Below are 26,544 nucleotides of genomic sequence, written 5' to 3' on the forward strand. Positions count from 1 at the left end.
CAGAATCAGAAAAACAAACCCAGAACAAACACTATCTGTTCCATTTGTGTTCCGCAACTGTTTAAAGTTTAATGAATGTGTTGACGGTTTGTTCAGCGTAACATCAGCACGTCGCAGGGAGCATCCGCCGCCGCGGCGGGTGCGAACGGTGCGCGAACGATCAGCCCGTTCGCATCGGCCAGCATTTTCAGCATTGAGGAATCCTGAATGCCGAACGGCGTCGCCACCAGCGTGCCGGCGTCGTGCCTGACAACAGCCCGCACATAATCCTGCCTGAGATCATTGGCCGGCATGGCAGCGCCGAGCCGCGCCCGACGTATATCCTGCTGAAAGGCCCGGCCGCCGAGCCGCGCCAGCAGCGGCTTCAGGAAGAGCTGGGTGCAGACCAGGCTTGCCACCGGATTGCCGGGCAGGCCGATGCAGCGGATGTCGCCCAGCCGCCCGAACATCAGCGGCTTGCCGGGCCGCATGGCGATCTTCCAGAAATCGAGGGTCATGCCTTGCCCGGTCAGCACGTCATGGACGAAGTCGTGGTCACCGACCGAGGCACCACCCAGCGTGACGATGACATTCGCGCCGGCCTTCACCGCCTTTGTCACCAGCGCAGCGATCGCCTCCTTGCGGTCCGGCGCGATGCCGAGATCGAGCGCGCGCGCGCCGACCGACTGTGCGGCGGCGGCGACGCCATAGGCGTTTGACGAGATGATCTGGTCGGGGCCAAGCTCGCTGCCCGGCGGCAGCAATTCGTCGCCGGTGGCGATGATGGCGACCAGCGGCCGCTTGACCACGCAGACCTCGGGGTGGTTGGCCGATGCTGCCAGTGACAAGGCCGCCGGATCTAGCAGGCGGCCCTGGCCCAGCAGGACGTCGCCCTTGGCGAAATCAAGCCCGAGGCGGCGGATGTTGCGCCCTTGCACCGTCGGCTCCGTCACTTCGACGCTGCCGCCGCCGAGGTCGCGGACGTTCTCCTGGATGACGATGGTGTCGGCGCCTTCGGGAAGCGGCGCACCGGTAAAGATGCGTACGGCTTGCCCTTGCTGCACCGCCCCGGCAAAGCCGCGTCCGGCTGGCGCCATGCCGATCACCGAAAGCTTTGCTGGTAGGGACGCGATATCGGCGGCCCGCACGGCATAGCCGTCCATGGCGGAGGCATTGAACGGCGGCTGGGTGCGGAGCGCCACAACCGGCTCCGCCAGCACGCGGTCTGCGGCATCCAGCAGTGCGACGCGTTCGCCCGGCAGCGCTGCTGCGCCGTGCAGCAGGCGCTCGAGCGCCTCGGCAACTGGGACCAGCGCCATTATCGGCCCGCCCCGGTGGTCCCATCTCCGGTGACCCCGGTGACCTTGTAGTCGCCGGATTTGCCGCCGGTCTTTTCAACCAGCCTGATGCCGGAGATAACCATGGCACGGTCGACCGCCTTGGCCATGTCATAGATCGTCAGGCAAGCTACCGAGACGGCCGTGAGCGCCTCCATCTCGACTCCGGTCTTGCCGGTAACGCGGGTCAGTGCTGTCACCTTCAGGCCGGGCAGCGCCGCGTCCGGCTCGATATCGACGGATATCTTGGTCAGCAGCAGCGGATGACAGAGCGGGATCAATTCATGCGTCTTCTTGGCCGCCATGATACCGGCGATGCGCGCGGTGCCCAGGACATCGCCCTTCTTGGCATCGCCGGCGAGGATCATGTCCAGCGTCTCGGGCCGCATCGAGACGAAGCCCTCTGCGACTGCCGTGCGCACCGTCTCAGCCTTGTCGCCGACATCGACCATGTTGGCTTCGCCCTGTGCGCCAAGATGGGTGAGGGCGGCCGCCATCCTCAGACCGCCTTAGAGCGACGTGCGTCCGTTTGGACGCACAAAGTACGCTCTAACACTTTGAATCTATGCATCGTGCTCTCCGAAAATCGACTCCGATTTTCGGGCCGATGCATTGGCCGGCGCCTTGCCCGTCAAAAGCAGGCGCGTTGCCGCGGTCACGTCCTGTTGACGCATCAGGCTCTCGCCGACCAGGAAAGTGGCGATGCCGCTCCGCTCCAGCCGGCGGCAATCCTCATGCGAAAAGATACCGCTCTCGCTGACCAGCAGGCGGTCGGCCGGCACCATCGCGGCCAGCCGTTCCGAGGTCTCGAGGCTGGTTTCGAAGGTCCGCAGATTGCGGTTGTTGATACCGATCAGCCGCGACGACAGCCGCAGCGCGCGTTCCATTTCGGCCTCGTCATGCACCTCGACCAGCGCGTCCATGCCGAGCTCGAAAGCTGTCGCTTCGAGTTCCCTTGCCACCGCGTCGGCGACGCTGGCCATGATGATCAGGATGGCGTCGGCGCCCCATGCCCTGGCCTCGTAGACCTGATAGGGGTCGAACAGGAAATCCTTGCGCAAGGCTGGCAACTCGACGGCAGCGCGCGCAGTGGTGAGGAATTCGGGCGCGCCCTGGAAGGAGGGTGCGTCGGTCAGCACCGAAAGGCAGGCGGCACCGCCTTTCGCATAGGCCCTGGCCAGCGCCGGCGGATCGAAATCGGCGCGGATCAGGCCCTTGGACGGGCTTGCTTTCTTGATTTCGGCGATCAGCGCGAACCTGCCGGATTTGCGCCTGGCCTCAAGAGCGGAGAGAAAGCCGCGCGGCGCATCGGCGTCCTTGGCCCGCGCCTTGATCTCGGCAAACGGCGCGCGCGCCTTGGCCGCCGCGATCTCGTCGCGCTTGTAGGCCTCGATCTTGCGCAGGATATCGGACATAGCCCTAACCGTTCGAAATCTCGACCAGCCTGTCGAGCACTTTCAGCGCGCGGCCGCTGTCGATGGCCTGCGCCGCCGTCACCATGCCGTCGGCAAGCGTCGTCGCCTTGCCGGCCACCACCAGCCCGGCGCCGGCATTCATCAGCACCGTATCGCGAAAGGCGCCGGCAGCGCCGCCCAGCATATCGCGCAGCGCCTGGGCATTGTGGGCGGCGTCGCCGCCGCGCAACTCGTCCTTGGTGTGACGCTTCAGCCCGACGGCTTCCGGCGTCAGCATAAAGCTGCGGATCTCGCCGCCGGACAGTTCGGCGACCTGCGTCTCGCCGGTGGTGGTGATCTCGTCATAGCCGTCGCCATGGACGACCCAAGCGTGGTCGGCACCAAGCGCCTTCAACGTTTCTGCCACCGGCATGATCCATTCGGGCAGGAACACGCCGACCATCTGCCGTCTGACACTGGCCGGATTGGAAAGCGGGCCCAGCAGGTTGAAGATGGTGCGGGTGCCGAGCTCGACCCGGATCGGGCCGACATGCTTCATCGCCGGGTGATGCGCCGGCGCGAACATGAAGCCGACTCCGGCCTCTTGGATGCAGCGGCCGATCGTCTCCGGAGGGATGTCGATCTTGACGCCCAATGCGATCAGCACATCGGCGGCGCCGGTCAGCGAGGACAGTCCGCGGTTGCCGTGCTTGGCGACGGGCACGCCGCTGCCGACGATGACGAAGGCGGATGCGGTCGAAATGTTGACGCTGTGCGAATTGTCGCCGCCGGTGCCGACAATGTCGATGGCGCCCTCGGGGGCGTCGACGCGCAGCATCTTGGCGCGCATGGTGGCGACGGCGCCGGAGATCTCGCTGACCGTCTCACCGCGCACGCGCAATGCCATCAGGAAGCCGCCGATCTGGCCGGGTGTGGCGTCGCCGGACATGATGATGTCGAAGGCCTCGCGTGCCTCCTCGAAAGAAAGGGCGCTGCCGGCGGCGACCTTGGCGATGTGAATCTTCAGCGCGCTCATCTGGCCAGGGCTTGGGTTACGGCCGTCTGATCGATGCGGACGTCATATTGCGTCTGCAACTGCGCCACCAATTGGTCGAGCAGGTCGTCGGACATACCGGAGGTGAAGGATTTCTGAGCGTCCTGGGGTACTGAGCTGGCGTCGGCCCCGGCAGGCTCGAACACCTCGGCGACCTTGAACAGGATCTGTCCGTCGCCCGTAGGCGAGGGGATCAGCCCGGTCCCGCCTTCGCCGACGCCGAACATCGCGGCGGCCCCTTCCTTGCCGAAATCGACGTCGTCAGCATCGCGCTTGACGCCGCGCTTGGTCTGCTTTTCGAGCTTGAGCTCACCGGCGATCACCTCGAGCGTGGCGCCAGCCTTGAGACGCTTCTCGAGCTCTTGCGCTTTTGCGGTGAGCCGTTTGGTAGTCTCCGCCGCGGTCCAATCGGCCACGACCTTCTGGCGGACTTCATCCAACGTGCGGTCACGGGCCGGCGTGATCGCGCTCACGTCGTAGAAGACGAAGCCGTTATCGGCGGTGGTGAGACCTTCATTGTCGGTTCCGGGTTCGGATTCGAACACCGCCTTGATGAGCTGTGGCGATTCCGGCAGGTCTTTGACGATGGTTCCATCCGGCCGTTGGCCGGTGCGGTCGATGGCGTCGATGGTGACGACCTTCAGCTTCAATTTGGCGGCTGCCTCAGCGAGCGAACTGCCCGAGGCGCGCGTATCCTCGTAATTGTCGTGCACGTCCAACAAGATGCGGCTTGCCTCGCCTAGAGCCAGGTCCTTGCGGATCTGCTCGGACACTTCGGCCCGCGGCTTCACCACTTCGGGCTTGATCTCGGTGACGCGCAGCAGAACGGGGCCGAAGGCGCCTTGTACGACCGGACTGACTTCATTGACGTTGAGCTTGAAGGCAGCATCGGCAACCGCCTTGTCGGCGATCTTGTCCTTGGCCAGCGTGCCGAGCAGCGTGTCGGCCGGCGTCTTGCCTTCGGCGGCGACGATCTTGTCGAAGGTCGCGCCGGTCTTGAGCGAATCGAGCGCCGCCTTTGCGGCATCAGGCGTTTTGAACACAAGCTGCTCGATGGTGCGCATCTCCGGCGTGGTGTAGCGCGCCTTGTTCTTGTTGTAGTCGTCGCTGACCTGTTGGTCGGTCACTGCGCTCAAATCCATGATGTCTTCCGGTTCGAGCCTGACATAGGAGAACTTGCGGTATTCGGGCGCGGCGTAGGTTTTCTTGTTTTCCCCGAAATAGGCCGAAAGCACGCTGTCGGACGGCGCTTCTATCGGTTCGACAAGCGATTTCGGCAAGGTCAGGTAGTCGATGGTGCGATCTTCGCCGCGGTAGAGCGCGACCGCCCTGAAGAATGTATCCGGGGCCTTGAGGCCATCCGAAACCGCCTCGACGATCTGCTGGCGGACCGCCACCTGGGCGCGGTTCTTCAAATAGTCTTCCGGCCGCATGCCGATCTGCCGAAGCAGATACTCGAAGGTTCTCCTGTCGAAGGTTCCGCCAGGCCCTTTGAACGCCGGGTCTTCACGCGTCAGTTCGGCGAGCCGGTCCTTGGACAGGCCGAGGCCGAGCTTGCGGGCCTGCTCGTCGAGCACGGCGCCGGACACGAGTTGCGCCAGAACCTGGTTGTCGATGCCGAGCGCCGTCGCCTGCTCACGGCTGATGCGCTGACCGAATTGCTGCGACATGACGCTGAGCTGGCGATCGTAGGCGAGGCGGTATTCGTTGATCGAGACCTTGGTGCCCCCGGCCGTAATCACGGCGTCATGGCCGGCAAAACCGCCCATCAGCCGCCCCGAGATGCCCCAGATGGCGAAGCTCAACACCAGCAAGGACAGCAGCAGTTTCGCGACCCAGGTCCCCGCCGCGCTTCTCAACATACCAAGCATGAGTACTTCCGATTTTTGCGCATTTCGCATGCGCCGAGTCTGAAACAAGCGCAATAGCGCCCTTCCTGCTCACTGTCGATTGCTTTGTGGCCTGATTTTGATAGTGAGGGCCAGCCGAAAGTTGCCCGGAGAAACAAATCCCATGACGCCTGGAATTCGCCCGCTCGTCGCCGGCAACTGGAAAATGAACGGCACCAGCGCCTCGCTCAACGAGCTCAGGATGATCGGCAACGGTTTCATGAGCGGGCTCGACGCAGAAACCGAAGCGGTGGTCTGCGTGCCGGCGACCTTGCTTGCGCATGCCGCCGAGATTTTGTCGCGCACGCCGGTCCGCGCCGGCGGCGAGGATTGCCACACCGAGGAAAGTGGCGCCTATACCGGCTGTATTTCGGCCGAGATGCTGAAGGATGCAGGTGCCAGCCATGTCATCGTCGGCCATTCCGAATGCCGTGCCGATCGCAAGGAGGACGATGCCATAGTGCAGGCCAAGGCCGCCGCCGCATGGCGCGCCGGGCTGGTGGCCATCATCTGCATTGGTGAGACAAGAGCCGAACGCGAAGCAGGAGCCACGCTCGACGTGCTGTCGCGTCAGGTTGCGGGCTCGGTTCCGCCAAATGCCACGGCTTCCAACGCCGTTATTGCCTATGAGCCGGTATGGGCGATCGGCACCGGCTTGACCCCGACCGCCGCCGACGTCGCCGAGGCGCATGCACATATCCGCGAAGAACTGGCGCGGAAGCTCGGCAATACGGCAGCCAAGATGCGCATTCTCTACGGCGGCTCGGTCAAGCCGTCCAACGCCGTCGAGCTGCTCGGCGTCAGGAATGTCGACGGCGCGCTGGTCGGCGGCGCCAGCCTGAAGGCGGCGGACTTCCTCGGCATCGCGGAAGCCTATCGAAACATCGCTTGATACCGGGACTGCTTCCTGGATTTGAGCGGACGGCCGGCGCCGAAATCGTTGCAAAGGACGCATTGCTTCCCATATTCCGGCCACGGGCTTGGAAATGCCGTCAAAGCATTGTATTGAGCCGCCTCCAAATCAGCGGCCGCGCAAGGCCTTGCCAGGATAAATTATGGAAACCGTACTGATCGTCGTCCACCTCATGGTCGTGCTCGCGCTTGTCGGCGTGGTGCTGCTGCAGCGCTCCGAAGGCGGCGGCCTCGGCATCGGCGGCGGATCGGGCTTCATGACCGCGCGTGGCGCCGCCAATGCGCTGACGCGGGCGACGGCGATCCTGGCTGCGGCTTTCTTCGTCACTTCGCTGACACTGTCGATCGTAGCGCGCTATGGCGAGAAGCCGATCGACATTCTCGATCGCGTGCCAGCGACCTCGGACGGGGCTGGCAAGGGCGTGCTCAACCAATTGCCCGGAAGCACGACGCCGACGCCGCCTTCGGGCAACACGGCGCCGACCCCGCCGTCCGGCAATGGCGCGGCAACGACGCCTCCGGCAACCGCTCCGGCGACGCCGCCAGCGACAAACGGCGGCACCGCGCCGGCTACGCCGCAGGTCCCCAACCAGTAATCGGCCACTTATGCCGCGATCTGTTGTCGTTTGAACACAGTCGCGGCAAATGCCGCACGATCACGAAGATTCGACCGCGCCGCACGCTTGAGGCGCCTCCGGCTAATCGATTATAGATTGCGCGCGGCATTTTCGGCGTCCTTGGGGGGCGCCGGGCGGCGCCGTGGGCAACAAGCATTGAACGATCGGATCTTCCCCATGCAGCTTCGCAGCTTCATTTTTGCCGGCCTTTGTGCCGTGCTCAGCCTAGGTGCGCCCGCTTACGCGGCTATGCCGACGGCAAATTCGGCTCATAAAGCCGCAACAACAACCGACGTTGTCAACGTCGCTGCCAAAAGCGATGCGGCGACACTGAAGCTTCTCAAGAAGAAGAAAGATCCGACGCCGGACGACCTTGCGCAGATTCGCAAGATCGAAGCCAAGATCGCAGCCGACAAGGAAGCCGCTCGCACCAAGGCGGTCGAGGCCAGGAAGCTGGCGATGCGCGAGGCGGCGAAAGCCAAGGCCGATGCGGAACGGCAGGCATTCCTTGCCAAGACGAGCCAGTCGGTGGCGGCGGCCAAGGTGGCCGACGCCAAGCCGGCTAAGAAGAAGACCGTCAATATCATCGAGCCGATTGCACCTATTACGCCCATTGCGCCGATCCAGTCGGCCGAGCCGATCCCGGCCGAGGCCATGAACGTTGCGCTGACCGGCAATAATGGCGAGTTGCGTAGCGAAGCGGTCGGGCAGAAGCCGCAGAGCGTCGGGCTGTTCGCGGGACTGTTCGGCGGCACGTCCTCTTCGTCGACCTCGCTGCTTCCAGAAACACGCGCGCTCGACGCCGCGCTCGAAAGGAAGCAGGCCAAGCGGCAGTTCAAGGTCAAGCCGGAATTCGTGCCGCAGGAGGTCGAATTCACCGGCTACAACCCCGGCACCATCGTCATCGATACCGGCGCCCGCCGTCTCTACCTCGTCGAATCATCGTCAACCGCCCGCCGTTATGCCATTGCGGTCGGCCGGGAAGGCCTGCAGTTCAAGGGTATGGTTGCCGTCGGCGACAAGCAGGAATGGCCGCGCTGGATTCCGACGCTGGATATGCAAAAGCGCGAACCCAAGCATTATGGGCAGTACAAGGACGGTATGCCCGGCGGCGGCGACAACCCGCTCGGCGCGCGCGCCATCTATCTCTACGACGGCAAGAAGGACACCCATCTGCGCATTCACGGCACCATCGCGCCGCAGTCGATCGGAACCAGCGCCTCCAATGGCTGCTTCCGCATGATCAATGAGCACGTCATGGACCTTTACCGCCGGGTGAAAGTAGGCACCAAGGTCGTCATCATCTGACGCCTGGACAGATCGTGCCAAAAGGGCCGGCCTCGCCGGCCCTTTTGTTTTGATACGCCAACGACCAGAGCGCCTTCTTGGGAAAAAGCCTTCGCGGCGGTTTTTTCTCTGGCGGAATCAATTCGGCCGCGTTAAGCGATGACTCCCATGGCGCGATATGTATTCATCACAGGCGGCGTGGTTTCCTCACTTGGAAAAGGCATTGCTGCAGCGGCCCTTGGGGCTCTCTTGCAGGCGCGAGGCTATCGCGCACGCATCAAAAAGCTCGATCCCTATCTCAATGTCGATCCCGGCACGATGTCGCCCTACCAGCATGGCGAAGTCTTCGTCACCGATGACGGGGCCGAGACCGATCTCGATCTTGGCCATTATGAGCGCTTCACCGGCCGCTCGGCCAACCAGCAGGACAACATCACCACCGGCCGCATCTACAAGAATATCATCGAGCGCGAGCGGCGCGGCGACTATCTCGGCGCCACCGTGCAGGTCATTCCGCACGTCACCGACGAGATCAAGAACTTCGTCCTCAACGGCAATGACGACTACGATTTCGTGCTGTGCGAGATCGGCGGCACCGTCGGCGACATCGAGGCGATGCCGTTCCTGGAGGCGATCCGCCAACTCGGCAACGACCTGCCGCGCAACAACGCCGTCTACGTCCACCTGACCTTGATGCCTTATATCCCGACGGCGGGCGAACTGAAGACCAAGCCGACGCAGCATTCGGTCAAGGAGTTGCGCGGCATCGGCATTGCGCCCGATATCCTGCTGGTCCGCGCCGACCGGCCGATCCCCAAGGAAGAGCGCAGAAAATTGTCGCTGTTCTGCAATGTCCGCGAAAGCGCTGTCATCCAGGCGCTCGACGTGCCGCATATCTATGACGTGCCGATGGCCTATCACAATGAAGGGCTGGATTCGGAAGTGCTGGCCGCCTTCGGCATCGATCCGGCGCCGAAGCCGCGCATGGAACGGTGGCAAGCGGTGTCCAACCGCATCCACAATCCGGAAGGCGAGGTTACCATTGCCGTCGTCGGCAAATATACCGGCCTCAAGGACGCCTACAAATCGCTGATCGAGGCGCTGTCGCATGGCGGCCTCGCCAACCGCGTCAAAGTCAAGCTCGACTGGATCGAGAGCGAGATATTCGAGAAGGAAGACCCGGCGCCGTGGCTGGAAAAGGTCCATGGTATTCTCGTCCCCGGCGGTTTTGGCGAGCGCGGCTCGGAGGGCAAGATCCTGGCGGCGAAGTTCGCGCGCGAGCGCAAGGTGCCGTATTTCGGCATCTGCTTCGGCATGCAGATGGCCTGCATCGAGGCGGCGCGTTCGCTGGCCGGCGTCGATCACGCATCATCGACCGAGTTCGGTCCAACCGAGGAGCCGGTCGTCGGCTTGATGACCGAATGGCTGAAGGGCAACATGCTGGAAAAGCGCAGGGAAACCGGCGACCTCGGCGGTACCATGCGGCTCGGTGCCTACCAGGCCGATCTCGCCAAGGGATCGAAGATCGCCGAGATCTATGGCGATACGCAGATTTCCGAACGCCATCGCCACCGCTACGAGGTCAATGTCGACTACAAGGAGCGGCTCGAGGATTGCGGTCTGGTGTTTGCCGGCATGTCGCCGGATGGCGTGCTGCCGGAAACGGTCGAATATCCCGACCATCCCTGGTTCATCGGCGTGCAGTATCATCCCGAGTTGAAAAGCCGGCCGCTCGATCCGCACCCGCTGTTTGCCAGCTTCATCGAGGCGGCGGTAGAGCAGTCGCGGCTGGTCTAGACTAGCCGCCGATGCAAACTTACGTCGCGCTGCTCTACAGCATCATCCTGGGCGAGGGGCGGCGGGTCGTCATGTCCGATCTGAAGGCGATGGCCGAAGGCCTGGACCTGAACAACCCGCGCACGCTGGTGGCGACCGGCAATCTGGTCTTCGATGCGCAGGAGACAGAACTCGCGGCGTTGGAGCAGCGGCTGGAGGCGGCGTTCGCAAAGACTTTCGGCCGCCACGTCGACATCATCGTGCGCCGCGCCGACGGCTGGCTGAGGCTGGCGGCCGGCAATCCGTTCCCCGCCGAATCGGCTGAAGCCGCGGACCAGGTGGCGGTGCGCGTGATGCGGGCTCCCGTTCCCGTCGAGGCCGCCGCGGCGCTTGAGGCCTATGTCGGCAAGGACGAGAAACTGCGGATTGTCGGCGGCGACATCTGGATCTTCTTTTCGCGCGAAACGCCCAGTTCGCGGCTGCTTTCGGCGACAAGCCACAAACGCCTCGGCATCGGCACTTCGCGCAACTGGAACACCGTGCGCCGCCTGGCCGAGATGGTCGCAGAATGAACGGGGCGGCTCGCGCCGCCCCGAATCCGTTTAGGCCTTGGCCATCTTGGCCCCGGCACCGAGTGCCATCGTGCGCAGCACGTAATAGATGACGCCGGCAATTGCCACGCCGAAGAACCAGCCATAGACGCCCCACCATAACGGCAGCACGCTGGTGAAGTTGGGCAGGATCGAGGAGAAGACAGCGCCGATACCGGCGGCGATGAAGGCATTGACATGCCAGCCGCCCTGGAAGCGGAATTCGCCATTCTCCCTGTAGAGCGCCTCGACGTCGACCTCGCCCTTCCGGATCAGGTAATAGTCGACCATCATCACGCCGAAGATCGGCCCCATCGTCGCGCCAATGATGTTGACGAAGGAGGCGGCACTGCCTTCCCAGGGCGCGAAGGGATAGAGCACCAGCGCGATCAGCGCCGCGATGTAGCCGCCCTTCTTGAAGTCGATCTGCCGTGGAAAGACGTTGGAGAAGTCGAAGGCGGGCGACACGAAGTTCGCCACGACATTGATGCCCAGCGTCGCCACCGCAAAGGTCAGGGCTGCCAGCGCCGCCAGGAACCAGCTGTCGAATTTCGCCGAGATCTGGTCGGGATGCAGCAGCACTTCGCCATAAACATCGAAGGCGGCGATGGTGGTGACGCCGGCAACCAGCGAGAACAGGATGAGGTTGACCGGCAAGCCCCAGATGTTGCCCTTGCGCAGCGATGCCTTGTCCGGCGCATAGCGGGCGAAATCGCAGAAGTTGAGATAGAGCGCAGAGAAATAGGTCACCCAGATCGCCGCCACCGCAAACAGTGAGGTCCAGGAGCCAGGCGTGCCGGGCACGCCCGCGTCCTTGGTCTTGTCGAGCAGCACGTCCATAGGGATGTCGCTGGTGAAGGCGAAGGTGCCGGCCTTGATGCAGAGATAGATCGCCAGGATCAGCATCATCACCCACACCGCAGGGCCGGCCCAGTCCTGGAAGCGGCGCACCGTTTCCATGCCTCTTTGGATGATCAGGAGCTGCAGCGCCCAGATCACCGCGAAGCAGATCACTTCGAGACCGGTGTGGCCGAGGAAGTGCGTGTTTTGATTAAAGTCGGCGAACCATTGCGAGCGGATCAGCAACGCCACGATTGCGCCGGAAGCCGCCGCGGTCTGCGCGCCGTACCAGAAGCAGGCGACGATGGCGCGCACCAGCGCCGGTATGTTGGCGCCCCAGATGCCGAAGGAAGCACGCGCCAAGACGGGGTAGGGCACCCCGGTCTTCACGCCGGCATAGCCGACCAAATTCATCAGCACGTAGATGATCAGCGAACCGATGCCGATGGCGATGATGAAGTTGACGAAGCCGCCGCAAAACAGGAACAGGCTTGCCGCGAGATAGTAGCCCCACAGGCTGTGGACGTCCGACGTCCAGACGTTGAAGATCGAGAACGGTCCCCAGTTTCGAACCTTCGCCGGGGCGAGATCCTCATTGTACAGGTCCGGTGATGCGCCTTGTATGGTCATTGCTATGTCCTCCCCTTGTTACCGCACGCGCCTCCACGCATGGCACGCAGGTTAAGCCTGACGCAGGGAAACCGGCAAGCAATCGATTTGCCGGCTTTGGACTTAAAGACATTCAATGAGAAACGCGCTTATCGGCGTGGCGTCGTTGAGCTTCTAGCGCCGGACACCAATCGCTCGACCTAACCTCCAGAGTCCACCTTGTGCGTGATCAGGGCGGCAAGCTTTTTGGGCGCTTGTGCGCGATAACTCTCATCGAGCCATGACTTCAGTTGTCCGATCGGTGGCAGTTCGTCCGGTGCTGGTTCGAACGTCACCCATCCGCTCTTGCCAAGGCCGTACTCCGTCGGCGACGCATAGTGGAGCGTTCTCGCCTCGTCGCCGCTGTAGGGGAGTTTGAGGGAGATGCTGAATGGTTCGCCTTCCAGACTCAAATAAGCAAAGGTCTTGCCTTTCACCGCGAGATCGTCGTGACCAGGCCACGGACTCTTTGTCTCGGCGCCTGGAAAGGTGAGGCCGAAGGCGCGCAGCTCCTTGGGAACGGCATCGGTCGAAGCAGGCGATTTCTTGCTCATCAACTCTCCTCCAGCGCATTGACGCCAAGCAAAACCGGCTAATATCAACAGATAGACTGGATATCAGCAATAACGCTTGGATGGACCGGCAGGTGCACGGCCCGACTTCTATGGAGTTACGCTGGCCGGCACACAGGTGTCTTCGATCGCCGTTGGGGACCGGGCGTCGCTTTACATCGAGATGGCGGCCGATCGTGATCAAGAGACCGCCAATGCCTCGAAATTGGCGTCGAGCCAGTCTATTGCGCCGGTCACGTCTTTGAGGACATAGGTCGCGGCCGTCGGTCCGGTCGGCTTCACGCGGATGGAGATGCCGCCAACTTCGTTGGTCGCCTCGAAACCGTGTTCGTCCGATGTGTCGTCTCCGAGGAATATCGGCCGCCTGCCGACAAAGGGCGGAATCTCCATAAAACGCCGGATGGCGGCTCCTTTGACGGCTTCCAGAGGCATGAGCTCGACGCCGGCGTTTCCCGGAAGCACCCGGTAACCCTTCGGAAGCCGGGCCAACGCCTGTTCGACAAGCTGGATTGCGGGCGCAAGCAGTTGCGGCGCTGCTCTTGTATGGACGGCGAGGACCGGACCCTTGCGCTCCACATAGACCTTGCCGCTGCCCAGTTCGGCCTCGATCTCGTCGGCAAGGGCGGCGATGTCGGCCGGAGCGTCAGCGGCATCGATCGGACCGGTCGGCGTCAGCCGGTGCTCCAGCCCATAGAGTCCGGCAATCCTCAGCTTCAGCGGCTGAAACAACCTGTCCACGGCGGAGATCGAGCGGCCGGTGATGAAGGCGACCGCACCATCCAGCCGCCGCTCGATGCGTCCAAGCAGATTGCGCAATTCCTCGCCGACGAATACTGCGTCTGGATGGGCAGCGTGCTCCAGCAGGGTCCCGTCGATGTCGAGGAAGAGCGCCCATTGCCCTTCCGGCAGATTCGGCGCCGGCGGCTGTTCGAAATCCGTCACGACGCCGTCCTCCGTGCCCGCTCGAACATCGAGATGACGTTGTTGGTGTTTGATGGCGGCCGCTCGCCAGTTCCAGTCACCCTGTCGAGATCGCCGCGTTTGCGCAGGCGCGCAGCATCCAGCAGCATGCTGCCGGCCCAGCGGTAGACATTGTTGTCGCGGACCATCTCGCGCATCGGCCGCAAACGCTCGCGCTGCTCTTCCGGCGTCATCGTCAGCGCCTGCAACAGCGCCTCACTCATCATGGCCGCGTCGTAGGGGTTGACGATCAGTGCTTCCAGCAATTCGCGCGAGGCGCCGGCGAAGGTGCTGAGCAAAAGCACGCCCTGTTCGTCGTCGCGCGCTGCGACGAATTCCTTGGCGACAAGGTTCATGCCGTCATGCAGGCTGGTGACCATACAGATGTCGGCGGCGCGATAGACCTCGTACACCTGCTCTTGCCGATGATGTTCGGCGACCATCAGGATAGGACTGTATGTCTCGCTGCCATAGCGCCGGTTGAGCTCTTCGGCATAGCGGCGGCATTCGTCATGGAGTTGCTGGTAGGCCGGCAATGTCCCCCGGCTCGGCGCCGCGATCTGCAGGAAAACCACCTTGCCTATCCATTCGGGATATCTCGTGAACAATTCGTCCAAGGCATGGAAGCGATCGAGAATGCCTTTCGTGTAGTCGAGGCGCTCGACGCCAACGCATAGTTTGGTATCCGTAGACAGGCCGAATCTATCGCGGACACGAGCGCGGCACTCCTCGACAGACGGCAAACTTGCCAGCAATTGGGCCGGCCATTCTATGGAAATGGGATAGGCGTGGACCAATGTCGTCTGTCCGCCATAGGAGATTGCCGCGTCTGCCCGTTCTATGCGGCTCTCCAGAAAGCGGTCGACACTTTCGGTGAAGTTGTTGGCATGGAACTGGGTGTGAAAGCCGATGATCGAACCGCCGAGCAGTCCTTCCAGGATCCGCTCACGCCACGGACAGATGCTGAACACTTCCGAATTGGGCCACGGGATATGCCAGAAGGTGATGATGATCGCGTCCGGCAGGCGCTGACGGATCATGCGCGGCAGCAGCGCGAAGTGGTAGTCCTGCACCAGCACGATCGGCCTTTCGTTGCGTGCTTCGGCAACCACCGTATCGGCGAACTTGCGGTTGACGGCCTCGTAAGCGTCCCAGTCCGAGGCGCGAAAGATCGGGCGGGTGAAGGCAATATGGCAAAGCGGCCATAGGCCTTCATTGGCGAAGCCCAGATAATAGCCCTGATGTTCCTCCTCCGTCAGCCAGACCCTGCGCAGCGTGTAGGACGGATTGCCTGGCGGCACCTGCACCCGGTCGTCCTTGTCGATTGTGAGACGGTCTGCCGTTCCGCCGCCATAGGCGATCCAGGTGCCGGCACAGGCGCGGGTGATGGGCTCAAGTGCCGACACCAGCCCGCTGGCCGGCACCAAAAGTTGGACCCCGTCATCCTTGATGTTGTGGATGTAGGGTTCGCGGTTGGACACCACGATGACCTGTGCATCCGGCAGGTCGTCGGCCAGGATCTTGCGCAATGTGTCGGGCGACCATGTGACCAGCGCCGCGTCGGCCGACTGGCCGTTCTTTTCGAATTCGCGCAGCACCTTGCGTGCCGCTTCCGACGCGACATCCTCGCTCGGCGTGTATGCGGCCGCCGTTGCGCGGCCGCGGCGCTGGCGGGATATCGATAATAGAATGGCAAAAGCGGAAAAGCCAAAACTTGCAATCAGCAAAACCCAGAGCAGGTCTACAGTATAGTCTGACATCGAATGTGATCTCGCCTCCGGCCGGCCGATAGCCGTTTTTATTTGTTTTTCTGGTTCGCTGCCGTCCAACGACGAAAGCGTTCCCGCGCCGCCCATTTTTGCAACGCACAAAGAGGCTATCGGTTCCGGACGATTGCAATGCCGCGCGTCGTTTTCGATGCGCCGCAGTGCGGCGGCGTCAAGTGCGCACGATGAGCGGTACCATCCCCTCATACCGGTCGGCGAGAAAGGCAACGACCCGGTCGCCGACACGCTGGAATGTGAGGTCGACCACCGCCGAGCCGACGCCCAGATGCCGCAATGTCAGCGTATCGATACCAATCGGCAGCCTCGGGCGGGTGACCCGGATTTCGCCGTCCCAGCCATCGATTTCCAGGCCAAGGCAGGCCTGCATCAGCATGAAGGCCGATCCCGCCGACCAGGCCTGCGGCAGGCACGCGACGGGATAGGCGATCGGCGCTTCGCCTGGCGACCTGGTAAAGCCGCAGAACAGTTCCGGCAGCCGCATGTTGAAATGGACAGCCGATTCGAACGTGCCGCTCATCAGCCGGACCACGCTGTCGCGCACGCCATAACGTGCCAGGCCGGCACCGCACATGGCCGTGTCATGCGGCCAGATCGAACCATTGTGGTAAGACATGGGATTGAAGAATATCGCATCATCGGCCAGCGTCCTCACTCCCCAACCCGAGTGGAAGGACGCGGAGAGCAGCTGATCGGCGACCATCCGCGCCCGTTCCGGCTCGGGCAGCCCGACATAGAGAAGATGGCCGGCATTCGACGTCCGTACCTTGCAGACCTCGCCTGCACCGTCGATCGCCAGGGCATAGAAGTTGAGATCGTCCATCCAGAAATGGCGTTCCACCGCGGCGCGCATGGTTTCGGCGCGTTCGTCCCAATGATCGGCCTTGTCGTCCTCGCCACGGCGGCGGGCGAGCGCCGCCAGCCCACGGAACGCGGCAAAGACATAACCTTGCACCTCCACCAGAGCGATCGGCCCCTTGGGCATGCGGCCATCGGCATGGAAGACCGAATCGAAGCTGTCTTTCCAGCCCTGGTTGGCGAGGCCGCTCTCGGCGCCGCGCTGGTAGGTAACGAAGCCGGTCGCGCGGCTTATCTCTTCGGTCCATTCGGCCGCAGCACAGAGCGATGGCCACAGGCTGTCGATGAACGCCATGTCGCCGGTACGATCCGCATAAGCGCAAGCGAGATGAATATAGAGCGGCGTGGTGTCGACGCCGCCGTAATAGCGGCCGAACGGGAGCTCCCGCAGCGCCGCCATTTCGCCCTTGCGGGTCTCATGCATGATCTTGCCCGGCTGCGAATCGCTGAACGGCGACGTTTCGGTTGCCTGATGCTGGGCGAGAAAGGCGAGCACGCCGCGCGCCAGCCCGGGATTCAACCACAGCATCTGCAGCGCGGAGATCACCCCGTCGCGGCCAAATGCCGTCGAGAACCAGGGTATGCCGGCATAGGGGTAAGGTCCGGTTGCAAGCTCGGTAGTCAGCAGCGCCACATCCGCCCGCGCGCGCTCGATCCAGTCGTTGAAGACGCGGCCGGAGCTGTGCACCGTCCCGCCATGGCGGCGTTTTGCGCGCATGCCGAAGCGGGCGCGGGCGGCGGCGGCACGGAAACGGTCGCGGTCGGGCGTTTCCGCCACTTCCGGGCCGACTTCGATATAGAGAACCTCGCTGCTGCGCTTCGTCACCGCAATCAGGAAATCCGCACGGTTGGTGGTCAAATTGTCCGGGGCTTGCGAGAACGAGATGGCCGACAGGCGCACAAGCTGGTCCAGCCCGTCATATCGAAGCACCACGGACGTCGGACCGGTCTCGGCGGCGTGGGCTGTCCCGCGCTTGGGCCGGGTCGAACCACGCACTTCGAACATGTCGCGGAAATCTGCTGCGAAATGCAAGGAAACCCGAATGGCCGACGATTCCTGGCTATAGTTGGAAAGGGTGATGCGCTCGAACAGCCGGTCCTGCCAAAGCAGCCTGACGCGCTCTATGTGGATCGCGCCCTGCGGAATGTCCCGGCCACCGACACTCTGGATCGGCAGATTGGTCAGGTTCGAGGTGAAAAGCACATTGTCCTGGCTGAGCGATGCGCCGAGCAGCGACATTTGCCGGCCACCGACCGTCAGCCGGAATTCCGAAAGCACACGCGTGTCGTCACGGAAAAAGCCGTCGCCGGCGCCGCGGATGTCGCCATAGGCGTCGGCCACCGCGAAGCAGTCGCCTTGCTTGAGGGCGAACAGCCGGTGCGGCTCCCGAGGCGCGACCTCGTCGAGAGAGGCAAGGGCTACGGCGGGATCAAGCTTACGCTCGTCGAGTTGATTCATTCGTCACAAACTCTGTCGTTTCGTTCCAATTTCCACAATGACGCCGATCAGGACGCTCTCGCTTCACCGGGAGCGCCGATCAGGCGCGCATAGGCAGCCACATAGTCGTGGGCCATTCTCGTGGCAGAAAAACGGTTCTCGAATACGGTTCTCACCTGTCGCCTGTCGAGGCGCAGCAATTCCGGTATCGAGGCGACCGCAGCATCGACAGTATCGACAAGGAAACCGGTCACGCCATGGTCGATGATCTCCGGCAGGGCACCGCGTTTCCAGGCGATTACCGGCGTGCCGCAGGCCATCGCCTCTATCGCGGCAAGGCCGAACGGCTCCGGCCAATCGATCGGAAACAGCAGGCCGGCCGCCTTGCCGAGGAATTCCGCTTTTCTGTCCTCTTCGATCTCGCCGATATAGTCGACACGGTCGCCATCGATCAGCGGCTCGACCGTGTCGTGGAAAAAGGCGCGGTCGTCATCGCCGATCTTTGCCGCAAGCTTCAGTTTCAGCCCAGAGCGCAAGGCGATCTCGATGGCACGATCCGGGCGCTTGTCGCGCGACAGCCGGCCCAGGAACGCCAGATACGGCTCGTCCGCATCGGTCTCGAAAGTCGGCTCGTAGATATCGATCGGCAGCCCGTGTTGGATGGTCGCCAGCCAATTGGCCTTGGCGAGCCCGGCTCTCTGGCTGCGGGAAATCGAGATCATCGGAAAGCGCGGAAAACGTTGGTAGGCCGGGGCCAAATCGACATAGTCGAGCCTGCCATGCGGCGTCGTCACCGTACGGTCGGGCATGTGTTCGAAGAAAGGGAAATGCAGGAAATGGCTGAGATGGAAGTGGATGACGTCGAACTGTTGCGCACGGTTCCTCACCTCGGCAAGCATCGAGAGATGCGCTGCGGTTTCGGATTTGTGCGGGCGCGGATCGAGACGGAGCGCACGCTCGCGACACGCCACCAATTTCGCCGATGTCTTGGTATCGCCGCTGGCGAACAGGGTCACGTCATGGCCAAGTTCGACCAATCCTTCGGTCAGATAGGAGACGATGCGCTCCGTCCCTCCATAGAACCGGGGTGGCACGGATTCATGGAGCGGCGCCACATGGGCTATTCTCATGTTTTGGCATTTCCCTCAAAAAGACTGTTCGTGGCATCGAAATGCATCAGCCGCGCTAACGTTCCCGTACAGCGGCAAGAAGTCACGCCAATGGGTGCGCCTGGCGCTTCCACCGCTCCGCTCCTCGTCTCGTCCAGCCAACATTTTCCAAGCCAAGCTCTCTTTTGCCGGGAACCAAAGGCCCAGTTCACGAGTTTAGGGGGGTTCGATCGCACGCATCCGGTCGACGGGAGGAAATGATGGATCGCTTGCAATTCTTTTCGCCCGTGCGGATTTCGCGCGGACATGGACGGCCTGTGGAAGAGATCGACAGCGTTGCCGAAGCGATGGCATTCTTGCGAAAATGGCCGGCCGGGCGGCGCGGGCCGGTTTACCAATGTGCGGTGAATTGCTGCGCTGCAGCCATGGCGGGCCGGATGTCGGCCGAGGAAGCGAGAAAGGCTTTTACCGGCTTCGCCCGGATCACCCGCCTGCTCGAGGGCGATAGGCCGTTGCCGATGAGCGACGAGGCCACGGATCGCGCGGATGCGCTGAGACGATAGCTCTCGCTGATCGTCAGAGCAAAAATGTCATTCAGCGGAGCGCCCCATCGGCGACCGACGCGCTGTCGCGAACAGTCGTTTGAGTAGGGCTACAGCACCGTTCTCGGCGATGTAATCACAATAGGCGACGTAATCGGGGTCGCGTGACAGATGGCGTTCCTCGGTGATGGCGCGGAGCGCATAGACGGCGTTGAGCCCGAGCAGGATGGCGGAGTGCCGCAGCGCTTCAGCGGTTATTGGTTCATAACAGGCAAGACAAACCAGCCAGCCGAACACGGTAGGCTCGACGGTGCGGATATGGTTGTCGAGGACGCGCAGCGTGAAGACGTAGCCGACCACTGCGATAAGGACATCTACCATGAACAGGAGATCGATTGCGAAAGCGTGCCAGCGCGTGATGTCGAGCTGATATGGTTGCTCCAGCCCGGTCAGGATTGAACCCAGGGTGGAGCACAAATAGACGAACATCAGCGGCAGGAAGAAGCCTTTGACGATCCAGCCCAACACATGCTGGCGTATCTGCTCTGTCCTTTGCGGCACGGCGCCGCTGAGAACGAATGCACCGATTTCGGCGTATGAGTCTTCCGGATTGGTTTGCCGGCAGTCGACATAAGCAACATAAAACGGAGTGGCGACGAGCAGCGCCGGCAAGATGTCGTAGAGCGCTGCCCAGTAGGGGGCGTAAAACGCACGCCGGTATTCCGGCAATATCCAGTAGACTGCGGCAACGGTCGTGAGCGTGACAATGAAGCCGATGACCTTGCGCACGACGCGCTCAACTTCAAGCGCTCGCAGCGGCTCTGCCTGGAATCCCGTCGAACGCCTTCGGAACGTCTGGAAATAGGCCGTGTCGACCGCGATCATCGCTGCCGCGGTAGCTGCAATGACAGTCATGGCCTGCAAATGTACAGGCCAGCCTCTGTTGACGAGCACCCCGACGGCCAGCGCAAGACCAAGCAGTCCTGCAAGACCGGTGAGGGGCGCGGTCGCCGATTTCGGTTGGAGCGTCAAGCTACTACTCCCGTTGTCGTGAGGATTGATCGTCGTTGGCGGCCGCCACGGTCACGTAGTGTGGCCACCGCCGCCGGAGCCGCTTGAGCAGCCGCTACACTCCGCTGCCGCTGGATCCGCCGCTGCGTGTTCCGTCATTGCCGCCACTTGACCCGCTGCTGCCGCTCGATCCGCTTGAGCCACTGCTGCCGCTTGAGCTGCTAGTGCCACTTGAGCCGCTGCTGCCGCTTGAGCCGCCGATGGGCCTGTTGTTGACATTGCGTGGGGAGGGACGGTTGTTAGCGCCCTCGCTTATTTTTTCGCAAGTGCATTTACGCTGATATTTGGTGCCGAAGGCAGTGCGTTCATTGCTCGCCTTCTGGCAGACCAACCTATGGCAAATCAAAGTCGCTTCGGTTGTCTCTGGCGTAAGGCCCGTGATGACTATTCCGGTCGTCGTGGCCGCCATGCCCATAATCGTGAACCGGATTAACTTCCGAAAATTTTGCATAGACACCTCGCTTTCCCAGGCTCGCGCCCGAGCTTCCTCATTTGGCGGAGAGGTGTTTGCAACAAGGTCGCATACGGATCGCTTACGCCTCAGCGTTCGGGCTCAGGGACGGCGTAAAAAGTTTCGACAAGGCACAGACAACGGTGCCGCATTGCGATATTTCGACCAAAAAGGCCAAAGATGCACTTTTGGGGGAACGGATAATGTCGAAACGGCTTAGACTGGTCCTGGGAACGGCCGGCGCAATTGCCCTCGCCATTGTCTGGGGGATCGTCGCCACGTCGATGGGGGTGCCATCGATTCTGATCACCGTAGGAGCGGTCGCGATCGGCGCGGGCATCTACAGCTATCTCGATCAAAGCCGAAGCTGATCCGGTGACCGCGGCATAGCGCAAAATCCCCCGCTCGCAGACTGCCCTGCGGCAATGCTCAATGTACGAAAATTACCAACCGCAGCATCCTGTGGAACGAGCGGCTTGCCGAAGCTATTGTGATGGCGGTCCGAGACACCCCCGCCTCGGGCCATTGGCTCACCCAGCCGAGTGGTCCGTTGCTTCCCAATAGCAGCGGACCTTTGACCCGGACATTGTGCCGAATCGAGGGAGGAACGGTGGTCGTTGCCGAGATTGCAGTGCGGCGCCTGAAAATTCTGATCGAGCAATATATATGGAGACCAGAAAAAGGCGCCCAGATGTGGTTTCCACCGCAGCGGCTGAGATCGCGATCAGGGCAGTCATGCCGAATTGCCCGGTCTCCGGAAAGGCCCCGGACGACATGATTGCGGCATGTGCGTTCGAACATGGGCTGGGAGTGCTGCTGTTCGATCGACCTGATGCATGAAGGCCTGAAAGCCATGAATCCCAACGTCGAAATCGTACGGATGCCGCCGCCTGTGCGAATCCGACGCTGTTCCTGAGGCCGCTCGCGACTAGATAAACCTACCAACTGGAGCAGGCATGCCGAGATATTTTTTTCATTTCCGAAACAATGACGGCCGCTTGAAGGAAGATTTCGAGGGTCAAGAGTTGGACGTTTTGTCCGCGGCTCAGGATAATGCCATGGCTTCGGCCAAGGAAATACTGGCCGAGGGTCTGCTCAGCGGCGACCCGGTCCTGACAGGCCTTTCCTTCGAAATCTGCGACGAGAACCGGAAGCTGCTATTCCGATTTCCCTTCTCGGAAGCTGCCGAAAAGGCTGGCACTCGACCGTGATTCGCCAAAGACCCGCAATGCGGGCGAGCTTTGATCGAGCCTAGCTGAAAAACCGCGTGTCGCGGTAAGACGGTCGTTGGCGCAAATCAACACACCATAACCAAATTAGTAGCATCCGGCACAAAGCAAGAACAAACATGACCACGCTATCGCTGAACAAGGCATCGTTGGAGAGGACGCTATTCTCCCGAATTGCCGTGCTTGCGCCGCGCAAGCAAGTTCAGCCCGGGTAGGGGGCAGGCAAGCGACATTGCCATTTCCAACCGACATATCGATTTGTCGGGCTGGGTGCTCGTCAACTCCCCGAAACGTCTTTGTCTCTCGCAGGATGCTGTGATCAGGAGTTCCTTTCTCCCGCGGTTGCGTTTACAGGACGTTCTGGGCAGTGTCGTTTGCGCGCCAGCGACTGGTCCGGACCAAGGCCCGGCGCACAGTCCTCCTCCGTCAAGGAACCCAGTCCGGCGCCGCTTTTGGAGAACAATGATTTGTGGTGGTCAAATAAGCAAAAGAGGTTCAAGGGGACGTGGGACGACAGACTGGACGGGCTATTCTCCGCAGAAGTCGACTATGCCGGCAAATCCATTCTCGATGTTGGCTGCAACATGGGTATTGTCGCCTATGAGATATCCAAGCTGAGACCGAGCTCGATCCACGGGATCGACATTCTCAAGCCGCATATCGAGACGGCCAGGATGATCTTTCTGGGTTGTCCAGTCCAAAGCCGGTTCGATTGTCTCGATCTTGGCAGCCGGAAGCTGCAAAATGTTCTCCAACCGCAATACGACATCGTCATGCTGCTGGCGGTTTACCACCACATGCAGTGGAGCCTCGGCGCGGACAAGGCGCGAAGCGTGCTGTCCGATATCGCCAGGCGTGCTCAAACGATCGTTGCCCGCGTCCCCCCTGGTAAGGATAAAGAAATGATGGCGGTGCTTTCGGATGTGGGCTTTTCAGTCAAAAGCAATCACACATCGCCTCTTGGAAGCCATCTCCTCGTCCTTGCGAAACAATGACCAGGCATAGTGCGGCGAACGACGAGCGGCGCAAGAGCCGCATGGCTTGTGTTCCGCCATGCTTGGCATCCGAGGAACCGACGGTCGTAAGCCGATGACGCGCAAGGATCCTGTTCGGCATTGACTGCGGTCGGGAACGAAGCCACAGACAATGATCGAAACCGTCTCGCGCTTTCAAGGCAACACGAAGACCGGACGGGATCGCAACGGGCGGCGACGAGATGATTGCAAAGAAACGAGTATCAACGGCCCCAGCATATCCGCTAATCAAGCGTCTGATTAGCGAAAATCTGCCGCCGCACAAGATGCTGTATGTGACAGGTTTGATGTGCTCGATCGCCGCTGCGGCGGCGACCGGCGCAGCGGCTTGGATCATGAAAGTCATGATCAACACCATCTATGTCGAACGAGACGCTGCCGCTGTATCGGGTATCAGCGCCGTCATCATCGGCATTTTCCTGGTCAAGGGCATAGCTGCCTACTGCCAGACCATCACGACGGGAAAGATTCGCCGGGCCATCGTTTCGGACCTTCAAAACCGCCAGTTTTCCCGAATGGTGCGTTTCGACATCAGCCGTTTCGCCAACCAGCATCCGGCAAAATTTATCTCCAAAATCATGTTCAACGCGCGCGCCGGGGCGACCGTTATTCTCACACTCACGAGCAGCACCGTCTCCGATCTGCTGACCCTGATGGCTTTGGCCAGTGTCATGGTCAAGCAGGATCCGGTGATGTCGCTGATATCCGTGGCAGTTCTGCCGATGCTGTTCCTGTCGGTCGGCGCGATAACAAGGAAGCTCAAGGCGCTGGCAAGGGGCGAGACGGAATTGGCCGCACAGGTCCAGTCGATCGGCACGGAAGCCGTCGAAGGCATCCGCACCATCAAGTCCTTCCAGCTCGAGGACAAGGCGGTCGCCAGCTTCGCAAAGGCCGTCCGCAAGATGGAAAGGCGTGGCATCCAGATCAACCGGACATCAGCGTTGATGAGCCCATTGATGGAGACCGGCGGCGGTGTGATCATCGGGCTTTTCGTCATGTATGCCAGCTGGCAGACCCTCGGCAACGGCAAGACGCCCGGCGAATTCATGGCCTTCATTACCGCCTTCCTGCTTGCGTATGAGCCTGCCAAGCGGTTGGCCCGGGTCAATGTCGACATCCAGAAGCAAATGGTCGCCGTCGAGCAGATGTATGATTTGATCGACACGCCCGAGCAGCGGCGACTCGCAATCGCAGGCGAGCGCCTGACCGATGTCGATGGTGGTATCTGCTTTGAGGATGTGGCCTTCTCCTATGAAGGCAACAGCCCAGCGCTGCAGGGTGTTTCCTTCGACGTGCGGCCTCGTGAGAAGCTGGCGATCGTCGGCCGCTCCGGCGCTGGCAAGACCACCATCGTCAATCTGATCCTGCGCCTGATGGAGCCGGACAAGGGCAGGATTCTCATCGACGGAAAGGATATTTCGAAAATCAGCCTGGCCGACGTTCGCGACAACATCGCTTTGGTGTCACAGGATGTCTTCCTGTTCGAAGGCTCGATCCGCGACAATATTCGCGACGGGCGCCCGAACGCCACCGATCAAGAAATCGAGTCCGCTGCGGACCTCGCCCGGGTCACCAGCTTTGCTTCGGCCCTCGAAAACGGGCTCGACACGCTTGTCGGGCCGAGCGGCACCAATCTGTCGGGCGGGCAGAAACAACGCGTCGCCATCGCACGCGCCTTGCTCAAGAATGCTCCGGTAATTGTCTATGATGAAGCGACATCGGCGCTCGACGGCGAAAACGAACGGGCGGTCATGGAGGCAGCCTTCGACGACACATTTCAACGAACGGTGATCTGCATTGCGCACAGGCTTTCCACAATTAAGGCGGCCGATCGTATTCTCGTGTTTGACGCCGGGCAGCTTGTCGATGCTGGTACGCATGACCAGCTTGCCAAGCACAGCGAGATATATCGTTCGATATTTCACTTGGAGACGCTCGATCCGATGGTTGAAAGCGGTAAAAAGCTGCGGCAGAGCGTATTGCGCTGAAGGCCGATGACCAGCTTTTATCACGGTTCCTATATCCGGTATGTGATCGGCGGGTTGGGTCAGCAGTTGCGCCGATATACAAAGGCGTTGCGGAAATTGTCTGCCCAGCCTTTCCCTGCCTCCGTTCTTGAGCAGCAAGCCAAGGTCGATGCCCTGATCGCGCGCAGGGACTGGAAAGGCCTTGAGGCAAGTACCAACGAGATAGCCATCATGGCCGATCATACCCGCGACCCAGAGCTGATGCAGAAGGCGGGCCAGGCGTTCGAACGGCTTGGCAACTTTGCGCGGGCGGCGGAGCTTCGCCTCTCCGCCCGAAGTCTCCGGAAGGGAGCAAGGGCCAGCGATTGGGCTGGCCAGGATCTCGGTACGGAGACGCTGCTGATCGATCTTGTCGAGGATGACCCTCGCAGTCTTGGCCGCGTCATCCGCCACGCGCGACTGGCCGGAGCTGCCGCTGGACGTGCGCAAAGGGCAATCATTCGAGTAGAGCCGCGCCTTGTATCGCTTCTGCAACGCACATTTCCAAAGGCTACAGTGGTTGCGGCACGGGAGAATGTGACTGGTGATAAGTTTGCGACATTCGAACATCTCGCCTGGATTTTCGGCCGCGATGCCAAAAGACTTGCCGCCGATTTCGAGCCGCTACAAGCAGATCCCAAGCTCGTCGAGACATTTCGAAAGCGCTATCGCCCGATGACCGATCTGCCGCTGGTGGGCCTCTCCTGGGGCAGTAAATCCCACACCAAGGACGTGCCCGACTTCCCCGATTGGGCAAGGTTCATCGCCCAGACACAAGCCACATTCGTGTCGCTCCAGTACGGACAGATCAAGCCGGCGCTGCGGCGCCTGCGCAACGGCAATGACGCGCGTCTGATTTTTGACGGCAGCGTCGACCAGATGGTAGACATGGACCGTTTCGCTGCGCAGGTCGCCGCACTCGATGCCGTCGTGACGATCAGCAATACGGCGGCCCATCTTGCCGGAGCCCTCGGCGTGCCGACTGTTTTCCTCGTCGACGACAATTTTCAGACGGCATGGCCAGTGACCGGCGACCGGACGCCCTGGTATCCGAAGGGTGTCGTCATTCGCAAGGAAGGGCGTCCATGGTCGGCAGTACTTGAAGATGCCGGTCGTCGGCTTTCGCCGATGCTTTCCAACGCTCATCGAGTATAATCGAGTACTGCC

At 61.7% G+C, this 26,544-nt stretch carries 24 protein-coding genes; 12 read left to right on the forward strand and 12 right to left on the reverse strand.

Annotated features, from left to right (window positions below; genetic code table 11):
• Window positions 1–92: 92 nt before the first annotated feature.
• The 5 genes from NKJ94_RS06150 to NKJ94_RS06170 all read right to left on the reverse strand — a co-directional run bounded on the left by NKJ94_RS06150 (window position 93) and on the right by NKJ94_RS06170 (window position 5,635).
• A complete protein-coding gene (locus tag NKJ94_RS06150) occupies window positions 93–1,298 on the reverse strand; it encodes a molybdopterin molybdotransferase MoeA (RefSeq protein ID WP_352523595.1) in 1,206 nt (401 codons plus the stop codon).
• Window positions 1,298–1,813, reverse strand: coding sequence for a cyclic pyranopterin monophosphate synthase MoaC (gene moaC, locus NKJ94_RS06155; RefSeq protein WP_352523597.1), 516 nt, complete (start codon window positions 1,811–1,813; stop codon window positions 1,298–1,300). Before moaC ends, NKJ94_RS06150 begins: the two co-directional genes overlap by 1 nt.
• Window positions 1,814–1,879: 66 nt before the next feature.
• Window positions 1,880–2,731 carry an indole-3-glycerol phosphate synthase TrpC gene (gene trpC, locus NKJ94_RS06160; protein WP_352523599.1) on the reverse strand — a complete coding sequence of 284 codons (852 nt, stop codon included), beginning with the start codon at window positions 2,729–2,731 and terminating at the stop codon, window positions 1,880–1,882.
• A 4-nt stretch (window positions 2,732–2,735) separates the two neighbouring features.
• Window positions 2,736–3,746, reverse strand: a complete 1,011-nt coding sequence (trpD, locus tag NKJ94_RS06165; RefSeq protein WP_352523601.1) for an anthranilate phosphoribosyltransferase — start codon at window positions 3,744–3,746, stop codon at window positions 2,736–2,738.
• Window positions 3,743–5,635, reverse strand: coding sequence for a SurA N-terminal domain-containing protein (locus tag NKJ94_RS06170; protein ID WP_352523603.1), 1,893 nt, complete (start codon window positions 5,633–5,635; stop codon window positions 3,743–3,745). The genes trpD and NKJ94_RS06170 overlap by 4 nt, the downstream gene beginning before the upstream one ends.
• Before the next feature lie 142 nt (window positions 5,636–5,777).
• Between NKJ94_RS06170 and tpiA the strand changes: the two genes are divergently transcribed.
• The 5 genes from tpiA (at window position 5,778) to NKJ94_RS06195 (ending at window position 10,817) form a co-directional block, all read left to right on the forward strand.
• Window positions 5,778–6,545, forward strand: a complete 768-nt coding sequence (tpiA, locus tag NKJ94_RS06175) for a triose-phosphate isomerase (protein WP_352523605.1) — start codon at window positions 5,778–5,780, stop codon at window positions 6,543–6,545.
• A gap of 163 nt (window positions 6,546–6,708) precedes the next feature.
• Window positions 6,709–7,161: a preprotein translocase subunit SecG gene (gene secG / locus NKJ94_RS06180; RefSeq protein WP_352523606.1), complete on the forward strand. Its 453-nt coding sequence runs from the start codon at window positions 6,709–6,711 to the stop codon at window positions 7,159–7,161.
• 198 nt (window positions 7,162–7,359) lie between these two features.
• On the forward strand, window positions 7,360–8,490 hold the full coding sequence (locus NKJ94_RS06185) for a L,D-transpeptidase (protein ID WP_352523607.1): 1,131 nt from the start codon (window positions 7,360–7,362) through the stop codon (window positions 8,488–8,490).
• A 147-nt stretch (window positions 8,491–8,637) separates the two neighbouring features.
• Complete coding sequence (gene pyrG / locus NKJ94_RS06190) at window positions 8,638–10,266, forward strand: CTP synthase (RefSeq protein WP_352523608.1); 1,629 nt, start codon at window positions 8,638–8,640, stop codon at window positions 10,264–10,266.
• 11 nt (window positions 10,267–10,277) lie between these two features.
• Entirely contained in the window at window positions 10,278–10,817 is a 540-nt protein-coding gene (locus tag NKJ94_RS06195; RefSeq protein ID WP_352523610.1) for a DUF1697 domain-containing protein, read from the forward strand.
• Window positions 10,818–10,847: 30 nt separating this feature from the next.
• On the opposite strand, the gene NKJ94_RS06200 is transcribed toward NKJ94_RS06195, so the two are convergent.
• From NKJ94_RS06200 to NKJ94_RS06225, 6 genes are all read right to left on the reverse strand, one after another.
• The gene (locus NKJ94_RS06200) at window positions 10,848–12,305 is read right to left on the reverse strand and encodes an NCS1 family nucleobase:cation symporter-1 (protein WP_352523612.1); all 1,458 of its coding nucleotides are present in this window, start codon (window positions 12,303–12,305) and stop codon (window positions 10,848–10,850) included.
• A gap of 179 nt (window positions 12,306–12,484) precedes the next feature.
• Window positions 12,485–12,877, reverse strand: coding sequence for an MmcQ/YjbR family DNA-binding protein (locus NKJ94_RS06205; protein WP_352523614.1), 393 nt, complete (start codon window positions 12,875–12,877; stop codon window positions 12,485–12,487).
• A gap of 198 nt (window positions 12,878–13,075) precedes the next feature.
• The gene (gene otsB, locus NKJ94_RS06210) at window positions 13,076–13,837 is read right to left on the reverse strand and encodes a trehalose-phosphatase (protein ID WP_352523617.1); all 762 of its coding nucleotides are present in this window, start codon (window positions 13,835–13,837) and stop codon (window positions 13,076–13,078) included.
• The gene (locus tag NKJ94_RS06215) at window positions 13,834–15,615 is read right to left on the reverse strand and encodes an alpha,alpha-trehalose-phosphate synthase (UDP-forming) (protein WP_352523619.1); all 1,782 of its coding nucleotides are present in this window, start codon (window positions 15,613–15,615) and stop codon (window positions 13,834–13,836) included. The genes otsB and NKJ94_RS06215 overlap by 4 nt, the downstream gene beginning before the upstream one ends.
• Before the next feature lie 178 nt (window positions 15,616–15,793).
• A complete protein-coding gene (locus NKJ94_RS06220; protein ID WP_352523621.1) occupies window positions 15,794–17,956 on the reverse strand; it encodes an amylo-alpha-1,6-glucosidase in 2,163 nt (720 codons plus the stop codon).
• Between the two features lie 47 nt (window positions 17,957–18,003).
• Window positions 18,004–19,065, reverse strand: coding sequence for a glycosyltransferase family 4 protein (locus NKJ94_RS06225; protein WP_352523623.1), 1,062 nt, complete (start codon window positions 19,063–19,065; stop codon window positions 18,004–18,006).
• Between the two features lie 239 nt (window positions 19,066–19,304).
• Between NKJ94_RS06225 and NKJ94_RS06230 the strand changes: the two genes are divergently transcribed.
• Window positions 19,305–19,607, forward strand: a complete 303-nt coding sequence (locus NKJ94_RS06230) for a DUF982 domain-containing protein (protein WP_352523854.1) — start codon at window positions 19,305–19,307, stop codon at window positions 19,605–19,607.
• Between the two features lie 27 nt (window positions 19,608–19,634).
• Here NKJ94_RS06230 and NKJ94_RS06235 read toward each other — a convergent pair whose 3' ends face one another.
• Window positions 19,635–20,471 carry a hypothetical protein gene (locus tag NKJ94_RS06235; protein ID WP_352523625.1) on the reverse strand — a complete coding sequence of 279 codons (837 nt, stop codon included), beginning with the start codon at window positions 20,469–20,471 and terminating at the stop codon, window positions 19,635–19,637.
• A 230-nt stretch (window positions 20,472–20,701) separates the two neighbouring features.
• Between NKJ94_RS06235 and NKJ94_RS06240 the strand changes: the two genes are divergently transcribed.
• The 6 genes from NKJ94_RS06240 (at window position 20,702) to NKJ94_RS06265 (ending at window position 26,532) form a co-directional block, all read left to right on the forward strand.
• Window positions 20,702–20,938 (forward strand): hypothetical protein, encoded by a 237-nt coding sequence (locus NKJ94_RS06240; protein WP_352523627.1) that lies wholly within the window; start codon window positions 20,702–20,704, stop codon window positions 20,936–20,938.
• A 226-nt stretch (window positions 20,939–21,164) separates the two neighbouring features.
• On the forward strand, window positions 21,165–21,479 hold the full coding sequence (locus NKJ94_RS06245; protein WP_352523629.1) for a hypothetical protein: 315 nt from the start codon (window positions 21,165–21,167) through the stop codon (window positions 21,477–21,479).
• A 585-nt stretch (window positions 21,480–22,064) separates the two neighbouring features.
• Window positions 22,065–22,319 carry a DUF6894 family protein gene (locus NKJ94_RS37565; RefSeq protein WP_502904168.1) on the forward strand — a complete coding sequence of 85 codons (255 nt, stop codon included), beginning with the start codon at window positions 22,065–22,067 and terminating at the stop codon, window positions 22,317–22,319.
• 392 nt (window positions 22,320–22,711) lie between these two features.
• Complete coding sequence (locus tag NKJ94_RS06255; protein ID WP_352523633.1) at window positions 22,712–23,332, forward strand: class I SAM-dependent methyltransferase; 621 nt, start codon at window positions 22,712–22,714, stop codon at window positions 23,330–23,332.
• 326 nt (window positions 23,333–23,658) lie between these two features.
• Complete coding sequence (locus tag NKJ94_RS06260; RefSeq protein ID WP_352523856.1) at window positions 23,659–25,359, forward strand: ABC transporter ATP-binding protein; 1,701 nt, start codon at window positions 23,659–23,661, stop codon at window positions 25,357–25,359.
• A gap of 6 nt (window positions 25,360–25,365) precedes the next feature.
• Window positions 25,366–26,532, forward strand: coding sequence for a glycosyltransferase family 9 protein (locus NKJ94_RS06265; protein WP_352523635.1), 1,167 nt, complete (start codon window positions 25,366–25,368; stop codon window positions 26,530–26,532).
• Window positions 26,533–26,544: the final 12 nt, after the last annotated feature.

The organism is Mesorhizobium sp. M0060, assembly GCF_040323155.1.
In the GTDB taxonomy this organism is placed as follows: Bacteria; Pseudomonadota; Alphaproteobacteria; order Rhizobiales; family Rhizobiaceae; genus Mesorhizobium.

What these genes read in the sequence shown, in the direction of transcription:
- pyrG (WP_352523608.1), top strand. Translation starts at nt 8,638, where the DNA reads ATGGCGCGATATGTATTCATCACAGGCGGCGTGGTTTCCTCACTTGGA.
- NKJ94_RS06150 (WP_352523595.1), bottom strand. Translation starts at nt 1,298, where the DNA reads ATGGCGCTGGTCCCAGTTGCCGAGGCGCTCGAGCGCCTGCTGCACGGC.
- NKJ94_RS06265 (WP_352523635.1), top strand. Translation starts at nt 25,366, where the DNA reads ATGACCAGCTTTTATCACGGTTCCTATATCCGGTATGTGATCGGCGGG.
- NKJ94_RS06205 (WP_352523614.1), bottom strand. Translation starts at nt 12,877, where the DNA reads ATGAGCAAGAAATCGCCTGCTTCGACCGATGCCGTTCCCAAGGAGCTG.
- NKJ94_RS37565 (WP_502904168.1), top strand. Translation starts at nt 22,065, where the DNA reads ATGCCGAGATATTTTTTTCATTTCCGAAACAATGACGGCCGCTTGAAG.
- moaC (WP_352523597.1), bottom strand. Translation starts at nt 1,813, where the DNA reads ATGGCGGCCGCCCTCACCCATCTTGGCGCACAGGGCGAAGCCAACATG.
- NKJ94_RS06220 (WP_352523621.1), bottom strand. Translation starts at nt 17,956, where the DNA reads ATGAATCAACTCGACGAGCGTAAGCTTGATCCCGCCGTAGCCCTTGCC.
- NKJ94_RS06215 (WP_352523619.1), bottom strand. Translation starts at nt 15,615, where the DNA reads ATGTCAGACTATACTGTAGACCTGCTCTGGGTTTTGCTGATTGCAAGT.
- NKJ94_RS06170 (WP_352523603.1), bottom strand. Translation starts at nt 5,635, where the DNA reads ATGCTTGGTATGTTGAGAAGCGCGGCGGGGACCTGGGTCGCGAAACTG.
- secG (WP_352523606.1), top strand. Translation starts at nt 6,709, where the DNA reads ATGGAAACCGTACTGATCGTCGTCCACCTCATGGTCGTGCTCGCGCTT.
- NKJ94_RS06200 (WP_352523612.1), bottom strand. Translation starts at nt 12,305, where the DNA reads ATGACCATACAAGGCGCATCACCGGACCTGTACAATGAGGATCTCGCC.
- trpC (WP_352523599.1), bottom strand. Translation starts at nt 2,731, where the DNA reads ATGTCCGATATCCTGCGCAAGATCGAGGCCTACAAGCGCGACGAGATC.
- NKJ94_RS06185 (WP_352523607.1), top strand. Translation starts at nt 7,360, where the DNA reads ATGCAGCTTCGCAGCTTCATTTTTGCCGGCCTTTGTGCCGTGCTCAGC.
- NKJ94_RS06195 (WP_352523610.1), top strand. Translation starts at nt 10,278, where the DNA reads ATGCAAACTTACGTCGCGCTGCTCTACAGCATCATCCTGGGCGAGGGG.
- NKJ94_RS06230 (WP_352523854.1), top strand. Translation starts at nt 19,305, where the DNA reads ATGGATCGCTTGCAATTCTTTTCGCCCGTGCGGATTTCGCGCGGACAT.
- NKJ94_RS06260 (WP_352523856.1), top strand. Translation starts at nt 23,659, where the DNA reads ATGTGCTCGATCGCCGCTGCGGCGGCGACCGGCGCAGCGGCTTGGATC.
- trpD (WP_352523601.1), bottom strand. Translation starts at nt 3,746, where the DNA reads ATGAGCGCGCTGAAGATTCACATCGCCAAGGTCGCCGCCGGCAGCGCC.
- tpiA (WP_352523605.1), top strand. Translation starts at nt 5,778, where the DNA reads ATGACGCCTGGAATTCGCCCGCTCGTCGCCGGCAACTGGAAAATGAAC.
- NKJ94_RS06235 (WP_352523625.1), bottom strand. Translation starts at nt 20,471, where the DNA reads ATGATCGCGGTCGACACGGCCTATTTCCAGACGTTCCGAAGGCGTTCG.
- NKJ94_RS06225 (WP_352523623.1), bottom strand. Translation starts at nt 19,065, where the DNA reads ATGAGAATAGCCCATGTGGCGCCGCTCCATGAATCCGTGCCACCCCGG.